This is a genomic window from Curtobacterium sp. MCLR17_051 (assembly GCF_003234395.1).
Classification (GTDB): Bacteria; Actinomycetota; Actinomycetes; order Actinomycetales; family Microbacteriaceae; genus Curtobacterium; species Curtobacterium flaccumfaciens.
Genome location: NZ_QKTA01000014.1, coordinates 14,240 through 34,422 on the forward strand (window position 1 = coordinate 14,240; position 20,183 = coordinate 34,422).

The following is a 20,183-nucleotide window of genomic DNA, read 5'->3' on the forward strand; positions in this document are numbered from 1 at the left end:
CAACGGGCCGACGTTTGTCGACTGGGTCACCGACGGGTTCGCGGCACGGTTCCGGATCCATCCCGATCAGCCTGTCGCCCTGGTGTCGTTCGTGACCGGGGGCAGAGCGCTCGCCGACGGGCCGGACGACCCGCAGCCGCTCGTCGAGCTGACGACGATCGGGCACGGGCGGTTCCCGGGCGGGTTCCGGCACGTGGACTCCACGATCGGGGCGCGACTGCGGCCCGTGTCGCACCACGTGCACGACGACGGGACCGACCTGTGGTTCCGGATCGTGCAGGCGGACGCGGCCACGGGCCTCCAGACCGAGTCGGTGTTCCGGGCGCGCGCTGGCGTGCCCGCGTTCCAGACGTGGACCGAGGTGTCGGCCGAGCGCGGTGAGCACGTCGTGGACTCCGTGTCGTCGTTCGCGACCGGGGCGTTCCTGACCGACTCGGGCGCCTCCGTCGACGACCTCGCCCTCGTGCACGCCGACAACGACTGGGCAGCGGAGAGCCGGTGGCGGACCGATCCGCTGCGGTCGATCGGGCTCGCGGCGATCGACCGGGAGGCCCAGCACCACCCGCCCCGCAGCCGCGCCGTCGTGCAGAACCGCGGCTCGTGGTCAACCGGTGAGGCGCTGCCGATCGGGGTGCTGCGGGCGGAGGACGCTGTGTCGCTTCCGTACGCGCTCGTCTGGCAGGTCGAGCACAACGGGCCGTGGCTGTACGAGCTCGGCGAGACCCGGCGGCACGCGTACGTGCTGCTGAGCGGCCCCACCGACCAGGAACACCAGTGGACCACCGTCGTCACGCCCGAGCAGCCGTTCACCTCGGTGCCGGTGTCCGTCGGCATCGCCGGGTCGATCGACGACGCCTTCGGGGTGCTCACCCGGCAGCGACGGGCGTTCCGGCACGTGCGGGAGTCCGACCGTGCCCTGCCCCTGGTGTTCAACGACTACATGAACACGCTCATGGGCGATCCGACGACCGAGAAGCTCCTGCCGCTCATCGACGCGGCCGCCGACGCCGGAGCGGACCTGTTCTGCATCGACGCCGGCTGGTACGCCGAGGGACACTGGTGGGACACCGTCGGAGCGTGGGAGGAAGCAGCGTCGCGGTTCCCGACGGGGCTCGGGGCCGTCATCGACCACATCCGTGCACGGGGTATGCAGGCCGGCCTCTGGCTCGAACCCGAGGTCATCGGCATCCACTCGCCGCTGGCCGGGACCCTGCCGCCGTCCGCGTTCGTCGAGCACCACGGGGTCCGGGTCGCGGAGCACGGGCGGCACCTGCTCGACCTGCGCTCGCCGGAGGCCCGCGCACACCTCGACTCGGTGGTCGACCGGCTCGTCGGGGAACTCGGCGTGACGTTCTTCAAGATGGACAACAACACGATGACCGGGCCGTTCGCCGGGATGCTCGACCACCAGCGGGCCCTGCTCGACTGGCTCGACGCGGTGCAGGAGCGGTACCCGGCACTGCTCATCGAGAACTGCGCCTCGGGAGCGATGCGCGCCGACTGGGCCATGCTCTCGCGCCTGCACATGCAGTCGACATCGGACCAGCAGGACCCGGTGCTGTCCGCCACGATCGCCGCCGCCGCTCCCGCCGCGATGCTGCCCGAGCAGGCGGGGAACTGGGCGTACCCGGCACCGACGATGGACCCGGAGCTGTTCACGCTGTCGCTCGTGAACGGGGTGCTCGGCCGGATGTACCTGTCCGGGTACCTCAACGAGATGTCGTCGTCGCAGCGCGCGGTGGTCGGTGACGCGATCGCCGCGCACCGGCAGGTGCTGGACGTCGTCGAGGCGTCCGTCCCGGTCTGGCCCCTCGGGCTGCCCGCTTGGGAGGACCCGTGGATCGCGCTCGGCCTGCACGCCACCTCGGGCGAGCTGTACCTGTCGGTGTGGTCGCTGCCCGGTGCGTCGACGTCGGTGTCGTTGCCGCTGCCGGCGTTCGCCAGGCAGGCGGTGGTCGTCGAGCCACTGTTCCCGACGGCACTCGGGTCGTGGTCCGTGGCGTGGGACGCCGCTTCGGGCTCGCTCGAGGTCGCGAACGGCGGGTCGACCCCCACAGCGCGGGTGCTCCGCGTCCGGTCGCAGGAGGCGGACGCGGAGGCCTGAGCGGGCGCGCGTCGCGATGGCAGGGCGCGCGCTGGAGCGGACGGGAGGCACGGTGCGGGCAGGCACCGTGCCTCCCGTTTCGTCGGTGGTCGCGTCCACAGCGCGGGGGACGCGGGTTCGTGTCCGCGCGGTGACGGTTCTGGTTCAGGATCCTCGGGGATCGTGAACCAGAACCGTCAGGAGCGCTGCAGAACGGGGTCCCCGGTCACGCCTGGTCCTCGTCGTCGGGGCGTCGTGGAGCCCGGAGGCGCAGGGTGGCGCCGAGGCCGATGACCAGGAAGCCGGCGGCGGAGAAGGCGGCGGCGCGGGTGCCGTCGGAGAACGCGTCGGCGGCGTCGGCGCGCGTGGCCCCGTCGAGGGCGGAGATGGCTCCGCCGGAGGACTGCACCACGGCGTCGGCGATCTTCGTCGCGGTGGCGGCCGGGGTGCCCGCGTCCTGCAGGCGGTGCTCCAGGATGCTGCCGGTCGAGGTGAACAGGACGGTGCCGAGGACGGCGATGCCGAGCGCCGAGCCGATCTGGCGCGCGGTGCTCTGGGCGCCGGACGCCTCACCGCTGCGTTCGAGGGGGACGTCCTGCAGCACCACACCGGTGAGTTGGGCCGTCGCGAGCCCGACGCCGAAACCGTAGACGAACAGGCACGGCACGATCGCCCACCACGGCGTCGACGACGTCACGACGAACCCGATCGCGGCGACCCCGACGATCTCGGCGCCGATGCCCATCCGGACGATCGGCAGTGCTCCGACGCGTTGCCCGACCGTGGCGGCGAACCCACTCGCGACGAACGACCCGATCGCCAGTGCGAGCAGCACGAAGCCGGTCTGCAGGGCGGAGTACCCGAGCACGTTCTGCAGCCAGAGCGGCAGCGACAGGATGATGCCGAACTCGCCGAGCGACACGATGAGTGCTGCGACGGAACCGTTCCGGAACGAGCCGATGCGGAACAGGTCGAGTGCGATCAGTGTCGAGCGTCCGGCTCGCTGCCGGCGCAGGGAACGGACCACGAAGGCGGCTCCGGCAGCGACCGCGATCACGAACGCGACCGGGATCGGGGAGACCGGGCCGTCCCACGACCACGAGCCGATGGTGAGCGGCGTCGACGACGGGGTCCACCAGCCGTAGGTGCGGCCCTCGATCAGCCCGAACACCAGGGCGGCACTCGCGATCACGGACAGCAGCGCTCCGACGAGGTCGATGCGGCCGGTGTGCCGGGCATCCCGCGACTCCCGCACGGCGACGGCGAGCCCGACGAGGATGACCGCGACGATCGGGACGTTGATGCCGAAGGCCCACCGCCACGAGAAGTCCGTCGTCAGCCAGCCGCCGAGCAGCGGGCCGACCGCGACCATGCCGCCGATCGTCGAGCCCCACACTGCGAACGCGATGCCACGCTCCCGGCCGGTGAACGTCGCGTTGAGGATCGAGAGCGTGGTGGGCAGGACCATCGCGCCGCCGATGCCCTGCAGCACGCGGGACACGACGAGGAGCTCACCGGTCGGCGAGAGCGCGGCGAGCACCGACGCCACCGCGAACACGATGACGCCGGTGGTGAGCAGGCGTCGGCGGCCGAACCGATCGGCCACTGACCCGAAGACGAGCAGCAGGGCGGCGAACACGAGCGTGTAGCTCTCCTGCACCCACTGCACCAGGGTCGAGCCGATGTCGAGGTCGGCGACGATGCTCGGGATCGCGACGTTGACGATCGTGGAGTCGACGATGATGAGCGCCACGGCGAGGCTGATCACGACCAGGCCGAGCCAACGACGACGATCTGGCGTGGTGGCTGGTGCTGCGGCGGGAGCGCTCATTCCGGTGGTTCCTCTCAGATGGTCAGCATGCTGACGACCTGACGGTACACCCGCTTCCGGTGACCGGCGGACCGGGGACTCACGGCAGGAGCTGGAGCTCCATCGCGCGGGTCACGGCGCGGGTGCGGTCGTTCACGCCGAGCTTCTCGAAGACGTGGCCGAGGTGCGTCTTCACCGTGGCCTCGCTGAGGAACAGCGCGCGGCCGATCGCCGGGTTGCTGTTGCCCTGGGCGACGAGGCGCAGGACGTCGAGCTCGCGCGGGGTCAGGGACGGGCCGGCTGCGGCGGGGAGCGAACCCGTCGCTCGGCGGACGAGTGCTGCGGCAGCCGAGGGGGCCAGCGCCGTCTCGCCCCGTGCGGTCGCCCGGACGCCGGCGAGGATCTCGGACTCCGGGGCGGCCTTGAGCAGGTAGCCGGTGGCGCCGGCCTCGATGGCGGCGAGGATCTGGTCGTCCGACTCGTACGTGGTCAGGATCAGGACGCGGACGCCGGGGTCGGCGGCGAGGATCTCCGCCGTCGCCGCATCGCCGTCGAGCACGGGCATCCGGAGGTCCATGAGCACGACGTCGGGGTGTTCGGCCAGCGCCACCGTCACCGCGGCGCGGCCGTCACTGGCCTGGCCGACGACCTCGACGTCGTCGGCGTCCTGCAGCAGGGCCACGATGCCCGACCGGACGATCGGGTGGTCGTCGGCGACCACGACGCGGATCACCGGGTCACCTCTGCCACGGGCTGACGATCGACGGCCGGGAGGCTCGGTTCGGGTCCGGTGGGCAGGCTCGAGTCGACGACGGTGCCCCGGCCCGGGGTGCTCGTGATCGTGCAGGCACCGCCGGAGAGCGCCAACCGTTCGTGGAGGCCCCGGAGACCGTGCCCGGCTGTCGGGACGCCGGTGTCGAAGCCGACGCCGTCGTCGGTCACACGGACGCCGACGTGATCGGGCGCGTGCCGCAGGACGACGCTGACGGAGCTGGCATCGGCGTGGGCACGGATGTTCGCGAGGGACACTTGCACGACCCGGAGCAGCACGACCTGGGCGTCGCGGTCGAGCGGGCCGTCGGTCGCGTCCACGGCGACGGGCGTGCCGGTCTCGCGGGTGTAGCGCTCGGCCAGGCGGTGCAGGGCCCCGGCCAGGCTGCCGCTCGTGGCACCGGCGACCCCGGCGGCGATGAGGGCACGGGAGTCCTCGAGGGCCGCTCGTGCTGACTCCTCCAGGACCCCCAGCCGTTCGTCGAGCGCGGCACCGCGGTCGTTCGCCAGGTCCTTGCGGGCACGTTCGGTGAGCATGACGATGCCGGCGAGGTTCTGCGCGACGGTGTCGTGGATCTCGCGGGCCAGGCGCTCCCGTTCGCTCGCGACGCCCGCGCTGCGGTGGGCATCGGCGAGGGACCGCTGGGTGGCGCGGAGTTCGTCGAGGAGCTGGCGGCGCTCCTCGGACAGGCCGGCGACGCTCGAGATCCACACGCCCATCGCGCAGGCACCGATGACGCTGATGCCCTCGATGAGCACGGTGCTGACGAGGGCGTCCGGGCCACCCGAGACCTGCAGGCCGATGCCGCTCGCGATGCCGACCGCGACCGAGAGCAGGACGGCGGTGCGGACGCGCTCGGACTGCACCCACACGAGGGGGAACGCGATGCACTGCACGAACGCGGTGCTCGGCACGACGGCGGGCAACACCAGGGCGGCGACGAGGACCAGCGGCAGGAAGACCGCGGCGGCACGGGGGCTGTCGTAGCCGCGGTGCCCGAACACGGCGTAGGCGACGACGAGCACCACGACCGCGGTGAACGCCGGCCAGCGGGTCGACCACGGGGACCAGCCGAACACGGTGATCACGGCGGTGAGGAGCATCGTGCCCGCGAAGAAGACGTGCAACCACCGGTTGCGCATCCACGTCTCGCCGTTCATGTGCCCAGCATCCCACCAGCGGGGCGCCATCAGGCGTCCTTGCGGTTCCACCGGAACGTCAGCAGGCAGGCCACCGTGCCCAGGACCAGCCACGCTGCCAACACGAGGGCTCCGAGGCCGAGGTGCCACGCGCCTCCCGGCTCACCCGACTCGAACGCGCCGGGCAGGAAGACGGACCGCATGCCGGACGCCATCCAGCGCAGGGGGAAGACGGAAGCGACGTCCTGCAACCAGGTGGGGAGCTGCGTGAAGGGCAGGTAGACGCCGGAGATGAACTGCAGCACCAGCACGATCGGGACGATGGTGGCGGTGGCGCGCCGGCCCTCGCGGGGGAGCGCCGAGACCGCGATGCCGAGGACGCAGCTGGTGGCGATGCCGAGGACCATCACCCCGGCGAAGACACCCCAGTTGCTCGCGTCGGTCGGCAGGTCGACGCCGAACACCAGGCTCGCGATCGCCAGCAGCAGTGCGGTCTGCACGAGCGTGGTGACGAGGACCATGCCGATCTTGCCGACGAAGTACGACAGGACGGGCAGCGGTGTGCCGCCGAGTCGCTTCAGCGTGCCGTCGCTGCGCTCGGTGGCGATGTCGACGCCGAGGGACTGCGTGCCGGAGAGCAGGATGCCTGTCGCGACGAGGCCGGGCAGGTAGTAGGTGGCGTAGTCGACGCTGACGTCGGGGCCGGCGTGGATGTCGGCGGCGCCGGAGAACGCCACCGAGAACAGCGCCAGCATGATGATCGGGAACAGGAACGTGAAGAAGACCGCGTCGGGAGCGCGGAAGTAGGTGCGAATCTCGTACGAGATGCGGCTGGTCGCTGTCTTCATTTCTGTCCCACCATGTCGAGGTAGACGTCCTCGAGGGACGGACGGATGACTTCGAGGTCGTGCATGGGTGCGGTGCTGCTGCGGATGAGCGCCGTCGGGTCGGTCGTGCGCTCGTCGTGGTGTCTGCCGTCGTCGTCACGCCAGCGGACCCGGGGCGTGCGGGCCTCGGCGCCGCCGATCTCGTCGATGGGTGCGAGGTCGAGGAGCTTCCCGTCGGCGATGACCGCGGCACGGTCGGCGAGCTGGGCGGCTTCGTCGAGGTAGTGCGTGGTGAGCAGGATCGTCGTGCCCTCGTGCTGCACCTGGCGCAGGAGGTCCCAGAACTGGCGTCGGGCCTCGGGGTCGAAGCCCGTGGTCGGTTCGTCGAGGAACAGGACCTCGGGGCGGCCGATGATGCCGAGGGCGACGTCGACGCGGCGGCGCTGGCCTCCGGACAGGCGGCTGATGCGGGTGTTGCGCTGCGTCTCGAGCCCCGTCGCGGTGAGGAGCTCCTCGGTACTGCGGTGCTTCGGGTAGAGCGTCGCGAAGTGGTTGAGCTGCTCGGCGACGGTGACGTTCGGGGACTCCGCGCTGGTCTGCAGGACGATGCCGATGCGTGCGTTGTGGCTGCGGCTCGTCCGTGCGGGGTCGTGGCCGAGGACGCGGACCTCGCCGGCGGTGCGGGAGCGGTACCCCTCGAGGATCTCGACCGTCGTGGACTTGCCGGCACCGTTGGGGCCGAGGAGCGCGAAGGTGTCGCCTCGCTCGATCGTGAAGGAGACGTCGTCCACGGCACGTTTGCCGGTGGCGTACTGCTTGCCGAGGTGCTGGACCTCGATGGCGGGGGACTCGGGCATGGGTCCAGCTTCGCCGTCCGGTGGCCGTGGGGGATCGGCCGGGGCGGTGGTCTCGGCATCGTCCGATCGGGGGATGGTGCCGGCGGGGGAGGTGGTTCGGTTTCCGGCCGGTGACGGTTCTGGTTCGCGATCGTCGGGGATCGTGAACCGGAACCGTCACGACTTCAGTACTGCGGGCGGATCCAGTCCGTCGGTTGCACGAAGCGGGCGCGGGGCAGGACCTCGTCCGGCTCGGCGGTCCGCACGCTCGTGATGATCGTGGTCTGGCCGTACTCGTACGACCGGCGGGCGATGCCGTCGCGCTCGTCGATCACCAGCGTCGTTCGGAACGCCGGGTCCTCGTGGTGCTCGAACGTCAGCAGGATCGAGTGCTCGCCGATGTGCTGGATCAGGATCGGATGGACGTCGTCCGTGGCGCGACCCCATCGGAGCATCAGGTCGGGCACGGCCATCCGGACGACGGGGGACGAGACCATGCTCCGGGCGAACGACACCTCGATCGGTCCGTCGTCGGGCTCGTGCAGCACGCCGTCGCGGTAGGAGACCGGCTTGGCCCGCTGGCGGACGAGCGTCCAGGTCTGCGCGGCCTCGTCGATGTCGACCCGGAACTGCCAGGACTTCTGCCGGGACTCCTGGTGGACGCCCTCGAGGACGTACCGGGCGGGTCGGCGGAGGGCGCCGAACTCCTCGGCGATCGCGGGACCGTCGGACCGCGTGAGGAGTTCGTCGAAACGCACGGTGCCAGCATGGCGCACCACGTGCCGTGGACCGCACCCCCTGAACGGCAGGAGGCGCGGGGCGGGGTGGTGCCGGGCCTCCAGGCCGCGGGGTGGTCGCGTCAGGTTGCGTCAAGCAACGTGCGCGTAGACCGGGAGGATGCAGGTCGTCGGAGTCGAACAGTTCGGAGGGCCCGAGGCCCTCGCCGTCCACGAGGTGCCGGAGCCGCACGCCGGTGCGGGGTCCGTGCGGATCCGGGTGCAGGCGTTCGCCGTGAACCCGACCGACACGGGGGTGCGTGCCGGGCAGCGGGACAGCTCGCAGGCCTCACCGCCGTACGTGCCGGGGATGGACGCCGCCGGCGTCATCGACGAGGTCGGGCCCGACGTCACCGGCTGGCAGGTCGGCGACGAGGTCATGGCGGTGACGCTGCCGCTCAGCGCCCACGGTGGCGCCTACGTGCAGGAGCTCGTCGCGCCGGTGGGGTCGTTCACGCGGATCCCTCGCGGGACGTCTCTTCCGCTCGCCTCCACGGTGCCGATGAACGGGCTGACGGCGTTGCAGATCCTGTCGCACGCTTCGCTCGCGCCGGGGCAGACGCTCGCCGTCACCGGGGCCGCTGGGCTGCTCGGGAACTACGTGGTGCAGTTGGCGAAGGCCGCCGGGCTGACCGTGATCGCGGATGCTGCTCCGGCGGACGAAGCCCTCGTGCGGTCGCTCGGGCCGGACCACGTGGTGCCGCGTGGTGCTTCCTTCGCTTCCGCTGTCCGTGAACTCGTGCCGGAGGGGGTCGATGCGCTCGCCGATGCGGCCGTGCAGCGCGACGAGGTCGTGGACGCCGTTCGCGACGGGGGAGTCTTCTTCGACGTGCGGGGGTGGCAGGGCAACGGGGCTCGGGGGATCGAGTTCGTGCAGGTGATGGTGTTCTCGGAGTACCGGTCGTTCGACAAGCTCGAGCAGCTGCGGCACGCGGTGGAGAGCGGGACGTTGACGCCGCGGGTGGCGGAGGTGCTGCCGGCTGTGCGGGCTGTGGAGGCGCACGCGCGGTTGGAGGCCGGCGGGACGCGGGGGCGGTTCGTGCTGACGTGGTGAGTTGACGCTGGTGTGATGGACGGGAGGCGCGGTGCCGCGGCGTCCGTCGTTCGGCGCTCATCCTTGAGTAACTGAACGACGCGGGCTGAGGACGGTCAGCGGGAGGAATGTGCTGCCGCGAAACTGTCAATGCAGGGAACGCGACTCAACGAACCGTCGGAGCGAGGCCGGAGCGATGGTGTCGCGACCACGAAGAGCGTCCTCGATGCGGATTCCGTCCACAGCGTCGTAGATGGAGACGCGTGCCAGCTGGACAAGTCCAGCTGCGGCTGCAGCATCTTTGATCGCGTCGTACAGCGCCCGTTGCTTCCATCGTGGAGCTCCGCCGCGATTGAACACCCACTTCTCGTCCGCTGGCCCGAACATGCGCTCGGCCGGGGGACTCGTCCATCGTCTGCCGCCGGTCCCCGCGCGGCCTTCGTGGGCTCCGGCGTGCTGACGGTAGGCCGCCGCCCACGGAAGTACGGCTGCAAACCGCGCTTCAAGAGTCAGCGCCCGATAGCGGTTGAAATGCATGTCTTCATCAAGTTCGACGATCACGTTCGAGTATGGCAAATCCCAAGCGCCCGGTCGAAAGGCTGGATCGGCGAGCTTGCCTCCGAGCTGGTGGTACAGGTCGAGTATTTCGCCAGCCAGCGGCACAGGAAGGTCCGCGATCCGCGGTGCTCCTGGTCGCGCGGAAGCTCGAGTCAGCCCAGCCTGAAGCAGCACCTGATCGAGCACCGAAGCGCGTGCGCCTGCCCTCACCGCGTGTTCAGTCCTTCCGCAGGCGTATCGCGCCCTTCATCACTCGTATTCTGCGATGTCGCCTATGCCGCAGGCCGACTGAACCTCGATGGAGACTCGTCGAGGACTGGCGTTGACCGAGATCGATTCCACCGCTTGTCCGGTGGTGACCGCGGACCAGAGCGGCCGACCGTCGTCGATCGTGTCCTGCCGAATGGTCACGTCGTAGTCATGCTGCTTCCACGTCTTCGCGACCGTACGGACGAGCGCTTCTGGGTCTTCGGCACCGGTGCGCTCCTGGTCCCACGAGAACGTGACGCCTGGGCTGCCGGCGGCCGACGAGCATTCCGAGGATGCGGGTTCCTCCGAGAGCGACTTCCAGTCACCGCCGGCAGCGTCCATCGTCTGCCGAACCAGGCTCACCATGCCGTCTCGTGCCTGTTCGGCGTCCATCTCACTGCCTTTCGGTTGTTGGGTACATCCGGCCAGCAGCACCGAGGCGCACACCAAGCTCAGGGTCACTTTCGTGGTGCGTGTCTTCATCGGTCGCTGACCTTCCCGGTGGTCGCGCGAGCGATGTTGTCGAGTGATTCAGTGTTCTTGTCGAAGTACCCGTACTGGCCGGCGTGATCAGTCGCGTTGTTCCAGATCGGGTCGTGACGGTTCACACCGTTCATCATCGGGTCGTGTGGGAGTCCAGCTGTCGGCAGGTACGTTGCGCCGAACGATGGGCTAGCTGGGTCTCGGCGAGTCATGCTGAAAGCCTGCCCGATCCACGACCAGTTGTCGCCCGGCAGGCCGGGGATCGAGCGCGGTGCTTGCGCAGCGAACACCTGATCGGAGTGGATGTCGTCAGCGGTCTTGATCTCGCGTTCCAGCCCGGCCGATCCGGCCGTCACGTAGGCGTTTACCCCGTAATCCCTGTCAGCAAGGGTGAGCGAGGAAGTCGTCGACCCGTAGGAGTGCCCGACCACGTTCAGTGTCCCCTTGGTCGAACCACGAGCAGCGTTGAACCCAGCGAGGTCCTGGCCGAGTCGTTCGCTCCCCGCCCGAGCGAGATCGCCGTGCAGAACGGTCTTCGTCGTCGGGGTCTCGTAGTTGATCCACGCGACGACTGCCGCATCTTTTACGTAGTCCTGTTGGCGGACCCGGAGGTTGTAGGCGGCTCGCTCCACCACCGTCATGTTCCTGGTGTCCGAGTCCATCCCGGGGACGAGGTAGGTGACGTCATGAGCCGTGTCGAGGTCACCGATCGACACAGCGGCCAGTGGTGGATGCTGAGGAACGAGCGAGGTCAGCTGGACACCCTTGTACTTCCCAAGGGACGCGCGGATGTTCTTGTAGGCGGCAAGGTCTTCCCCCGACGCGGACTTGATCAGAGTCTTGAGGTTCGACCGGTTCGCCCGGTCGCGTGCCCAGTAGGCAACGCCGTTGAGATTGCCGATCACGGCGGGGAACGCTGCGATCAAGGCATCCTGCTCCGGGGAGTGCTCGTCGCTGCTTCCCCGCTCGTGTGCCCCGCCCGCCTGCGACCACCAGTCGGCGATCATCTCGGGGTCCGAGACCGAAGCCAGCCGATCGGCGATCGCGGGATCGTCGCGTAGGGCGAGAAGTTGGTCAGGCTTCAACGAACTCAGCCAACTCAGGACTTGAAGATCCGACATTCGGCCCACTGAATGTGCTTGCGCGGCCACGATGCCGACGGATTCGATTCCGGAGAGCTTCGCAGCGGTCGTGTCGTCTAGTCGTGTCCGCTCGGCGACGAGCTCGTCCCATCGCATGGACAGTTGAGCGTCCTCGTCGTCCTGCTGCGTCAGCGCGTCAGAGACCCTGCGGAGCATGACGTGGTCGGATTCCACATCCGTCCCTGCGTCGACAGACTCATTGAGTCGGGAGCGGTTCGTTACCAGCCGCTCGCGATCGCTTGCAGCGCTGTCCTGTGCGGACCGGATGCGGGCGGCTTCGTCCTGGATGCGTTCGACCTCGTCTGCGTACCGCGACAGCGTCTGCGCAACGTGCTCGATGAGGGAAGCCAGCCGTGAGTAGGACGGTCCGAGGGTTTCAGCCGCCGACGTGAACCGCCGTTTGGCCGAGCCGGACCACTCGCCGGCGCTCAGACCTCCCGCTGTGCGCTCCAGACGAGTCTGCTCATCCCGGAGCACCTGGGCACGTGCTTCGTGCTGCCGCGAGGTAGCCCGGATGGATGCCGGCGCGCCGCGAGTCGGATCGGCCGTCATTCGACGGCGCTCGCGAGGTCAGCGTCGCGCCAGCTGAACTCTTCAGCTGCAGTCCGCACCCACCCGCCGATGGTGTCTGTCATCTCGGCGATTGCTCGCACAGATCGCTCGTGTGACGCCGAGGAATCGCTGTGAGCCGCTGCGACCGCGTCGCTTCCGAAGTCCGCCGACATGCCGGCGGAGCCAACTTCCTCGTTCAGCGCTGCGCTGATCTTCGTGATGGTTCTACTCGCTGCGTTCATCGCTGCGCCGTCGACGATGAGATTCCCCAATGTTGCCCCCTCCGCCGTGACAATATCAGATGCTGGACGTACTCTGACGGACTGATCCGACACCTGGTGTCGCCTCAGCGGCTGCGCGTTGCTCCGCTGCGGGCGCCGACCCACAAGCCGTCCCTCGCCCGGGTCATCCCCACGTAGAGCTCGCGGCGCCCTCGCTCCCGGCGCTCTCGTTCAGTCTCCGACGGTTCGGCCGGTGCAGCATCGAGCAGCCGTGGATCGACGTGCGCGAGGAGCACCTGCTTGAACTCGAGGCCCTTCGCACGCTTCACCGTCCCCACGCGAACCGCGTCCGAGCTCCGTCCCGCGTACTGCTGCAGAGAGACGGTCGGGACGTCGGCGCTTGCAAGCGCCTGCATGACGTCGTCCGCCTGCCGGTTCGTCGCCGTGAGGATGCCGACGTCACCGTGACCGGTCCCGACCAGCCGGAGGACCTCGGTCAACCGGTCGAGCATCGCCCGGTCGTGGTCCGCACGACTCGCGAACTGCGTCGTCGTCGGGGCGGCACCGGAGCGGGAGACGTCGGACACCGCGTCGCCGACCCCGTCGACGCCCTCGATGTCCACGAACTGGTCGTCCGCCACCATCTCCTTCGCGAACTCGAGGATCTCGGCGGTGTTCCGGTGGTTGACGTCGAGCACCACGCCTCGACCCGACAGGTTGATGCCGACCTCGCCGAGCGTGTACCCACCGGGGTAGATCGTCTGCTGGCCGTCGCCGATGAGCGTCAGGCCGTCGGTCCGGTCACCGACGAGCTGGTGCACCAGCGCGACCATCGCGCAGGACAGGTCCTGCGCCTCGTCCACGATGACCGCGTCGTACCGCTCGAGCGGCACCGCGCGTACCGCGTCGCGAGCGAGCAACACGATGTCCTGCCAGTCGTGCGCACGTCGCTCGCGCAGCCCGCGCGCGTACGCCTCGTACAGGTCCCAGACGGCCTGGCGCGTCTCCAGCGGGAGCGCGTGCTTGCGCCCGATGCGAGCCAGGTCCGCGTACTCGTCGAAACGTGTCAGGCCGCGGCCCTTGATGACGTGGCTGATTTCGTCTTCCCAGTACGAGCGCGAGAATCGCGACGACCGCAATGGACTGGAGGCGCGGATCGCGTTCCACGCGTCGTCGAACGCGAGCTGGGCCTCCCGTCCAGGAGCGCGGAACGCGATGCCGCGTTCCTTCAGCAGGCGCGTGGCGAACGCGTGGACGCCCATGAAGTCGACGCGACCTACCATGTCGGGCGCGAGGCGTTCGAGGAGTGATTCGAGGACCTTCGGCAGGGTGCTGATGTACGTCGTGAACAGCACGCGGCCGCCGGTCGCGCGCGCGAGGTACGCGGCGCGGTGCAGGCCGACCATGTCGGGTGCGAGGCGTTCGAGGAGTGACTCGAGGACCTTCGGCAGGGTGCTGATGTACGTCGTGAACGGCACGCGGCCGCCGGTTGCGCGTGCGAGGTACGCGGCGCGGTGCAGGCCGACGACGGTCTTGCCGGTGCCCGCAGCGCCGCGTATGCGTGCCGGGCCGTTGAAGCTGCGGCGGACGAGCGTGGCCTGTGCCGGGTCGAGGAACGCCATCCAGTCCTCGATCGGCGCTTCGAGCACGCCGTGGAGGAGCTGGTCGGTCAGCTCGTCGTCCGTGCTGGCGATCGTCGGGAGGAGTACGTCGGGTTCGCGGGGGAGCACCGGTGCCGGGACGACGACCTGTGGCGGTGTTGCTCCGCCGTCGCCGAGCACGGGGAAGTGGTGCAGAATCGCGGCGAAAACCTCGTCGACGCGGGACGCGGACAATCGGGCTCCACGCTTCGTGATGTGCCCAACGAGGTCGTTCGCACCGATCACGTCGACCGATGCGACGCGGGCGTGCATCCGCTTCTGGCCGGCGAGTGCGGCGACCGCATGGACCTCACCGGGCGCCAGCCCCGTGTCCGCCAGCGCTGCCTCGGTGCTGTACGCCAGGTCGGCGAGGCGGGCGATGTCGTCGGTGACGTCCTCTTGTCCGCGGACGATCCGGTCGCCGTGGACCGCGACCTCGCGCCAGGCCTTCGTGTCGACGATGAAGACGCCGGCGCGGCCGACGACGACCATGTCGACCTGGGCCGTGCGGCTGCCCAGCCAGCGGCGATCTGCGAGCAGGTGGTACCCGATGCCGGCGAGTGGTGCGAGGAGGCGGGCGGTCTCGCCCTCGGTGTGGTGCGCGATCTCGAAGCGGGCAGCGCGTTGCTCGGCGTCGTCTGCCTGGCGGCGGAGTTCGCGTGTGTGGCTGTGTTGGCGGTGTGCCTCGACCCCCTGCGGATTCGCCGGCCATCGTCATGGTGTTGCCCCTCGAAGTGCTGACTGTGCGGACCACTCGTCGTCCCCGGGACGAGAGGCGTTGAACCATCCTCGTGGGTGGGCCACTCTCGCAGAAGTAGCCGTACTGGGGTGGAGCGGTCGTGAAGTCGAATTTCCGCTTCACATCGGCCGCGGCGAGCTGCGCAATCGCCGAGCGGGGAGGTCATACGAGTCGAACCCTTGTTGACCATCGCCCCAACTGCCTGAAGCGATTCACGCAGCCCGTCATCGCAGAGATCCGCCCTGGACGCATCGTCCGGTCCCTGGGGCCACTTCGGCGGAGAGTTCTACGCGGCGTCCGGCTGTTCGGGCGCGTTCAGCTCGGCGAACTTGGCCGCCATCGTTGGATTGCCTGTGGTCAGCTTCTTGACGGTGAGTGCTGCCGCCTTATCGTTCGCAAGCCGGAGGTGGTTCTCGGATCCGAGGAGGTTGGTCTTCACCTTCTGGAGCCGGTCAATCGCGTTGTCGATCTCCTTGATCGCCGTGTCGAACTTGCCCTTGGCGAGCTGGTAGTTGCGGCCGAACGCCGACTTGAAGTCGTCGAGGTCCGACTCGAACCCGGTGATGTCGATGTTCTGCGTCTTGACCTGCTCGAGTTCCGCCTTGACCAGGATCGTGTCCAGAGCAGCGTTGCGCAGCAGCGCGATGATCGCGAGGAAGAACTGTGGACGCACAACGAACATCTTCGGGTAGAGGTGCGAGACGTCCGTGATCCCCGCGTAGAGGTCCGAGTCCTCTTCGAGCATCGAGACGAGCACCGCGTACTCGCAGCCCTTGTCATTGCGGTCCTTGTCGAGCTTGGCAAGGAAGTCGGTGTTCTTCTTCTTCGATGCCGACGTGTCCGACTCGTTCTTCATCTCGAACATGATCGAGACGTACTCCACGTGGTCATCGCTGTAGTCGCGGAAGACGTAGTCCCCCTTCGTGCCGGCGCTCGCATCGTTGTCCTTTCCGAACTCGGCGTTGGGGAAGGCGAGGGAGCGCATGCGGTTGAACTCGACCTCGCAGTGCTGCTCGAGGGTCTCGCCGAGCATCTTGACCGACAGCTTGGCCTTCATCTCCTTGTAGCGGTCGATGAGCTCGTCCTTCATGGCGAGCTCCTTGGCGTGCGACTGCGCGAGCGCGACGTCCTTGGCTTTCTGTTCGGCCGCTTGGACTTCCAGCTTGCTCTTCGCCTCGTTGAGGTTCTTCTCCGCGGAAGACACCGCGTTCGCGACAGCCAGCTCCTGGTCCGTCGCGGTCGACTTGAGTTCGGACTTGAGCTGCTGGATTTCCAAGTCCTTTGTGACGCTGATCGTCTGCGCCTGCTGTGTTGCGTTCGCCACAGCGAGTGCGATCTCCGTCTCCTTGGCCTGTTCGGCCGCAGCGAGGCGTGCGTGGAGCTCGGTTTCGAACTCCGTAGTGCGCACCTGCCGAACGATGTCGGCGTAGTTCGCCTCGTCAATGGTGAAGAGGGTGCCGCAGTGCGGGCACTTGATCTCGTTCGGATCGATGGTGGGTGTGATCTCGGTCATGGGTATCTGTGTCTCCAAGGAGGGGCAAAGGCATACTCCGCGGACGAGCAGCCCCTCTTGTGCTCCGCCAGTCGGCAGCGACGTCATGTCGCCAGACTCGATCGTGATGCAAATTCCCGACCCAAGCCATATTGTGCTGATAAGGTGTCTTATCACCAAAACGCAGGAGCAGGGCCACATCTTAGGTACATTGAGTCCATGCCCAACGCACCATCGCTCCACATCGACCTAGCCGGTGTCGCTCGGCTGGCCAACGTGCAGCGATCGGTGGCGTCGATGTGGCGATCCAGGTTCGCGTCGACGTCTGATCCATTCCCCCGAGCCGTCGGTGAGACGGGCGGCCGGCCTCAGTTCGACGCACAGGAGATCGCCGACTGGCTTGTGCGCACAGCCCATGGCAACAACCCGGAAGCACGCGCGGATGCCGCTGCGTCGGCGACGCCACAGGACTTCTCGTTCGCCGACTCAGGCTCGGTCGCCGAGTTGGAAGCCCTGATCGCCCTCCACGCGCAGGTCGATGATTTAGAACGACTCGCGCCCTCGGAAATCGAGGAGACCGGCGCCAAGCTGGACCCTCGCGACGTCACGCTCCACGCCGAGATTGCCGCCCATGTGCGCCGGGGTGCGCCGTGGGTCGAGTACGCGGCCCGACTGGTCGACGCAGCATATTCACCATCGGCCGCGCTGGCGCTCGTGGCCCAGCGGCACGCTGTCATGCAGAAGGGAGCGGGATCCGGAGGACAGCTCGTCGACGATGCGATCGCCTTGGTCGTCGACGTCACGCTCGCGGTCGTTCGCGAAGGCGATACCGTGACGCTCGATGCGCGCGATGCCACGCTCTCCTCGACACTCGCGGGCAGGCTCCGTGACGATGTGCGCATCGTGCTGCCCGCCGAGGCCGATGGTCGGCGGCTTCGGCGCCAGTTGCTTGTCGACGGTCTTTGGCTCGCGGATCGAGAGGAACTTGCGCTCGGCCACGTCGTGGTCGCGCGCGTTCCCTCGCACCCTGGCGACGACGTCGCGGAGATCCTGCGAGCCGTCGATGATGTGTCCCTGTCGCTGCGCGATACGGATGCGGCGGTGGTGATAGGCCCCGCGAGGGCGCTCGTCGATCAGCTGGCGCCCATCGACGAGCGGGCGCGCGCCGACATCCTTCGTTCTGGCCGTGTCCGGGGGATCGCGCGATTGACGGCCGGGCTGGTCGACAGCGCCGTCCGCGAGTCGCTCGCAATTTGGGTGCTAAGCGAGCCGAAAGGTGACGTCCCGCAAGCGGAGCGTAGAACCGCGGTTGCAGATCTCACTACAATGCATCTAACGCCCGCTACTCGCGCGGACCTCGTATCGGATTTGATGGCAAGCATGGGTAGCCAGCGCGACCGGCGTGCCCATCCATTCCGCTTCGCGTCCTCTGCGACCACGACATCGCTGCAGGCACGAAGCGGCTCCCTTGTGGCGTTAGCAACTCGGCAGCCCGTGCCTTCCACCACGGATCCGAGCGATCTTCCCGCGCTTCTCGACCTGGCCGCCGACGCGGTTCGCGACGACGTCAATCTGGTCGAGACCGTGCCTCACTCGCACGAGGTCCCGCAAGCCGGATTGTTGCCCGAGCTGATCGGGTACGGCCATTTGCGGAGGGTCCAGGGTGTCCGCCTCGATTCTGAGTTGTTCGGCTCGGAAGGACTCATCGTTGTGAGACCCGCTGAACTCGACAATCCTTCGTTAATTGGCCGGACGCGCATCGATCAGCTCGAGTTCGCAGCCCGGAACCCCAACGCGCAACTCACCCGCGCGGGCGACGTGGTCTTCCGAACCAGCCCATCCGCGGTCGCGTGGGTCGATGTCGACGGCTCGAAGGTTGTCGCCTACCCCGCACAAGTGCTGCGCATCAACACGAACAACCCAGGCGGACTCGTCCCTGAAGTCATTGCCGCTGACATCACCGGCGCGACCACGGGTCCAGGGGCGTGGAAGCGATGGATGCTGCGTCGCGTCGCACCTCAGGCGATCACTTCCCTCCGACGGGCACTGGCCGACATCGCGACCACTCGCGAAGAACTCGAGACGCGAGCTTCGCGCCTCTCCGACTATGCCGCCCTGATCGTCGACGGTGCGACGTCGGGATCGGTAACCATAATCGACTCGAACCACGCCGCGAACGCGGCAACCAGCCGGTAAGGAACAACTATGCCCCGCATACCCAAAGCCGCCCCTAAGGCGCCGTCGACCATGAAGGAGCTTAAGGACACGCTCTGGAAGGCTGCCGACAAGCTGCGCGGGTCGATGGATGCCTCGCAGTACAAGGATGTCATCCTCGGCCTCGTGTTCCTCAAGTACGTATCGGACGCGTTCGACGAGCGCCGCGCAGGTATCCGCGCAGAACTGACCGCCGACGGTTACGACGATGACCAAATCGCCGACCTCATCGACGACAGCGACGAATACACCGGCCGCGGTGTGTTCTGGGTGCCTGCGAACGCGCGGTGGGGCTTCCTCGCCGAGAACGCAAAAGGGCTCGGCCCGTCGATGAATTCCGCGGAGAAGTCGATCGGCGCGCTCGTCGATGATGCAATGGAAGCCGTCATGCAAGCGAATCCACAGCTTTCGGGCACGCTGCCTCGCATCTTCAACCGCGATAGCCTTGACCAGCGCCGACTGGGCGAGCTCATCGATCTGTTCAATTCTGCGCGATTCACGACGCAGGGTCAAGGCGGTGTGGACGGACGCCGCGCCCGAGATCTACTCGGCGAGGTGTACGAGTACTTCCTCGCGAAGTTCGCTGCGGCCGAGGGTCGCCGGGCCGGCGAGTTCTACACCCCCGCTGGAGTCGTGCGTGTGCTGGTCGAGGTTCTTCAGCCGACCCACGGCCGCGTCTATGACCCAGCGTGCGGATCAGGCGGGATGTTCGTGCAATCCGAGAAGTTCATTGACGCGCATCACGGCGAAGGGTCGGATATCTCCGTCTATGGCCAGGAGAACAATGAACGTACTTGGCGTCTCGCCAAGATGAACTTAGCAATCCACGGTTTGGCAGGAAACTTGGGTCCAAGGTGGGGTGACACTTTCGCGCGCGATCTGCACCCCGAGCTGACCGGAGTAAACGGCGCAGACTTTGCGATGGCAAACCCGCCGTTCAACCAGGACGAGTGGGCTCGCAACGAAGATGATCCCCGTTGGCGGTTTGGACTGCCGCCAGCGCGGAACGCCAACTACGCGTGGATTCAGCACATCCTATCCAAACTCGCCCCTGGGGGGCAGGCCGGCGTTGTTATGGCTAACGGCTCAATGTCCTCGAACTCCGGCGGCGAAGGCCGAATTCGTGCCGAGATTGTCGAAGCCGACCTTGTTTCGTGCATGGTCGCTCTGCCAGTCCAGTTGTTCCGCTCCACCGGGATCCCGGTGTGTGTGTGGTTCTTCGCAAAGGACAAGGGCGCGCGGGCCGGCGAAGTTCTCTTCATTGACGCCCGCAACCTCGGGCATATGGTCGACCGCGCCGAGCGTGCACTCTCGGATAATGACATCGCCAGCATCGCGGGAACCTTCCACGCATGGCGCGGTGACGGACCGGATCTTGCGCTCCGCAAGTACGCGGATGTTCCGGGCTTCTGCTACTCAGCGACGCTCGCGGAGATTAAGGCGGCGGACTATGCACTGACACCCGGCCGGTACGTCGGCGCGGTCGAGGCCGAAGATGACGGCGAACCGATCGAGAATAAGCTTGCCCGACTGAGGGCAGAGCTTGAGGCCGGGTTCGCCGAGTCCGAGCGGCTGGCCGACATCGTGCGCGAGCAGTTTGGCCGTGTCTTGTGACTG

At 68.0% G+C, this 20,183-nt stretch carries 16 protein-coding genes; 4 read left to right on the top strand and 12 right to left on the bottom strand.

The features are described 5' to 3' along the window. The first annotated feature begins 91 nt into the window (after positions 1 to 91). Positions 92 to 2,104, top strand: a complete 2,013-nt coding sequence (locus DEJ06_RS12120; RefSeq protein ID WP_181436831.1) for a glycoside hydrolase family 36 protein — start codon at positions 92 to 94, stop codon at positions 2,102 to 2,104. Positions 2,105 to 2,309: 205 nt separating this feature from the next. On the opposite strand, the gene DEJ06_RS12125 is transcribed toward DEJ06_RS12120, so the two are convergent. The 6 genes from DEJ06_RS12125 to DEJ06_RS12150 all read right to left on the bottom strand — a co-directional run bounded on the left by DEJ06_RS12125 (position 2,310) and on the right by DEJ06_RS12150 (position 8,225). After that, on the bottom strand, positions 2,310 to 3,914 hold the full coding sequence (locus DEJ06_RS12125) for an MFS transporter (protein WP_111039451.1): 1,605 nt from the start codon (positions 3,912 to 3,914) through the stop codon (positions 2,310 to 2,312). 79 nt (positions 3,915 to 3,993) lie between these two features. Then, positions 3,994 to 4,626: a response regulator transcription factor gene (locus DEJ06_RS12130; RefSeq protein ID WP_111039452.1), complete on the bottom strand. Its 633-nt coding sequence runs from the start codon at positions 4,624 to 4,626 to the stop codon at positions 3,994 to 3,996. Then, on the bottom strand, positions 4,623 to 5,825 hold the full coding sequence (locus DEJ06_RS12135) for a sensor histidine kinase (protein ID WP_181436832.1): 1,203 nt from the start codon (positions 5,823 to 5,825) through the stop codon (positions 4,623 to 4,625). Before DEJ06_RS12135 ends, DEJ06_RS12130 begins: the two co-directional genes overlap by 4 nt. A 29-nt stretch (positions 5,826 to 5,854) precedes the next feature. Continuing rightward, the gene (locus DEJ06_RS12140; RefSeq protein WP_111039454.1) at positions 5,855 to 6,652 is read right to left on the bottom strand and encodes an ABC transporter permease; all 798 of its coding nucleotides are present in this window, start codon (positions 6,650 to 6,652) and stop codon (positions 5,855 to 5,857) included. Then, positions 6,649 to 7,488, bottom strand: coding sequence for an ABC transporter ATP-binding protein (locus DEJ06_RS12145; protein WP_181436833.1), 840 nt, complete (start codon positions 7,486 to 7,488; stop codon positions 6,649 to 6,651). The genes DEJ06_RS12140 and DEJ06_RS12145 overlap by 4 nt, the downstream gene beginning before the upstream one ends. Before the next feature lie 164 nt (positions 7,489 to 7,652). Further along, complete coding sequence (locus DEJ06_RS12150) at positions 7,653 to 8,225, bottom strand: hypothetical protein (protein WP_111039456.1); 573 nt, start codon at positions 8,223 to 8,225, stop codon at positions 7,653 to 7,655. Positions 8,226 to 8,364: 139 nt separating this feature from the next. Between DEJ06_RS12150 and DEJ06_RS12155 the strand changes: the two genes are divergently transcribed. Then, positions 8,365 to 9,297 carry an NADP-dependent oxidoreductase gene (locus DEJ06_RS12155; RefSeq protein WP_111039457.1) on the top strand — a complete coding sequence of 311 codons (933 nt, stop codon included), beginning with the start codon at positions 8,365 to 8,367 and terminating at the stop codon, positions 9,295 to 9,297. 126 nt (positions 9,298 to 9,423) lie between these two features. On the opposite strand, the gene DEJ06_RS18075 is transcribed toward DEJ06_RS12155, so the two are convergent. From DEJ06_RS18075 to DEJ06_RS12185, 6 genes are all read right to left on the bottom strand, one after another. Further along, complete coding sequence (locus tag DEJ06_RS18075) at positions 9,424 to 10,020, bottom strand: hypothetical protein (RefSeq protein WP_146245845.1); 597 nt, start codon at positions 10,018 to 10,020, stop codon at positions 9,424 to 9,426. Between the two features lie 63 nt (positions 10,021 to 10,083). After that, positions 10,084 to 10,566 carry a hypothetical protein gene (locus tag DEJ06_RS12160; RefSeq protein WP_146245846.1) on the bottom strand — a complete coding sequence of 161 codons (483 nt, stop codon included), beginning with the start codon at positions 10,564 to 10,566 and terminating at the stop codon, positions 10,084 to 10,086. Then, positions 10,563 to 12,260 (bottom strand): alpha/beta hydrolase, encoded by a 1,698-nt coding sequence (locus DEJ06_RS12165; RefSeq protein WP_111039459.1) that lies wholly within the window; start codon positions 12,258 to 12,260, stop codon positions 10,563 to 10,565. The genes DEJ06_RS12160 and DEJ06_RS12165 overlap by 4 nt, the downstream gene beginning before the upstream one ends. Further along, complete coding sequence (locus DEJ06_RS12170) at positions 12,257 to 12,532, bottom strand: hypothetical protein (RefSeq protein ID WP_146245847.1); 276 nt, start codon at positions 12,530 to 12,532, stop codon at positions 12,257 to 12,259. Before DEJ06_RS12170 ends, DEJ06_RS12165 begins: the two co-directional genes overlap by 4 nt. A gap of 74 nt (positions 12,533 to 12,606) precedes the next feature. After that, the gene (locus tag DEJ06_RS12175; RefSeq protein WP_258372490.1) at positions 12,607 to 14,727 is read right to left on the bottom strand and encodes a 3'-5' exonuclease; all 2,121 of its coding nucleotides are present in this window, start codon (positions 14,725 to 14,727) and stop codon (positions 12,607 to 12,609) included. 419 nt (positions 14,728 to 15,146) lie between these two features. Continuing rightward, entirely contained in the window at positions 15,147 to 16,373 is a 1,227-nt protein-coding gene (locus tag DEJ06_RS12185) for a DUF2130 domain-containing protein (RefSeq protein WP_111039463.1), read from the bottom strand. A 198-nt stretch (positions 16,374 to 16,571) separates the two neighbouring features. Here DEJ06_RS12185 and DEJ06_RS12190 point away from each other — a divergent pair, with 198 nt between their 5' ends. Further along, the gene (locus DEJ06_RS12190) at positions 16,572 to 18,548 is read left to right on the top strand and encodes a hypothetical protein (protein WP_146245848.1); all 1,977 of its coding nucleotides are present in this window, start codon (positions 16,572 to 16,574) and stop codon (positions 18,546 to 18,548) included. A gap of 51 nt (positions 18,549 to 18,599) precedes the next feature. Further along, on the top strand, positions 18,600 to 20,180 hold the full coding sequence (locus tag DEJ06_RS12195) for a class I SAM-dependent DNA methyltransferase (protein ID WP_111039513.1): 1,581 nt from the start codon (positions 18,600 to 18,602) through the stop codon (positions 20,178 to 20,180). Positions 20,181 to 20,183 lie beyond the last annotated feature (3 nt).

What these genes read in the sequence shown, in the direction of transcription:
- DEJ06_RS12190 (WP_146245848.1), top strand. Translation starts at nt 16,572, where the DNA reads ATGCCCAACGCACCATCGCTCCACATCGACCTAGCCGGTGTCGCTCGG.
- DEJ06_RS12155 (WP_111039457.1), top strand. Translation starts at nt 8,365, where the DNA reads ATGCAGGTCGTCGGAGTCGAACAGTTCGGAGGGCCCGAGGCCCTCGCC.
- DEJ06_RS12185 (WP_111039463.1), bottom strand. Translation starts at nt 16,373, where the DNA reads ATGACCGAGATCACACCCACCATCGATCCGAACGAGATCAAGTGCCCG.
- DEJ06_RS12145 (WP_181436833.1), bottom strand. Translation starts at nt 7,488, where the DNA reads ATGCCCGAGTCCCCCGCCATCGAGGTCCAGCACCTCGGCAAGCAGTAC.
- DEJ06_RS12160 (WP_146245846.1), bottom strand. Translation starts at nt 10,566, where the DNA reads ATGAAGACACGCACCACGAAAGTGACCCTGAGCTTGGTGTGCGCCTCG.
- DEJ06_RS12165 (WP_111039459.1), bottom strand. Translation starts at nt 12,260, where the DNA reads ATGACGGCCGATCCGACTCGCGGCGCGCCGGCATCCATCCGGGCTACC.
- DEJ06_RS12140 (WP_111039454.1), bottom strand. Translation starts at nt 6,652, where the DNA reads ATGAAGACAGCGACCAGCCGCATCTCGTACGAGATTCGCACCTACTTC.
- DEJ06_RS12125 (WP_111039451.1), bottom strand. Translation starts at nt 3,914, where the DNA reads ATGAGCGCTCCCGCCGCAGCACCAGCCACCACGCCAGATCGTCGTCGT.
- DEJ06_RS12135 (WP_181436832.1), bottom strand. Translation starts at nt 5,825, where the DNA reads ATGAACGGCGAGACGTGGATGCGCAACCGGTGGTTGCACGTCTTCTTC.
- DEJ06_RS12195 (WP_111039513.1), top strand. Translation starts at nt 18,600, where the DNA reads ATGAAGGAGCTTAAGGACACGCTCTGGAAGGCTGCCGACAAGCTGCGC.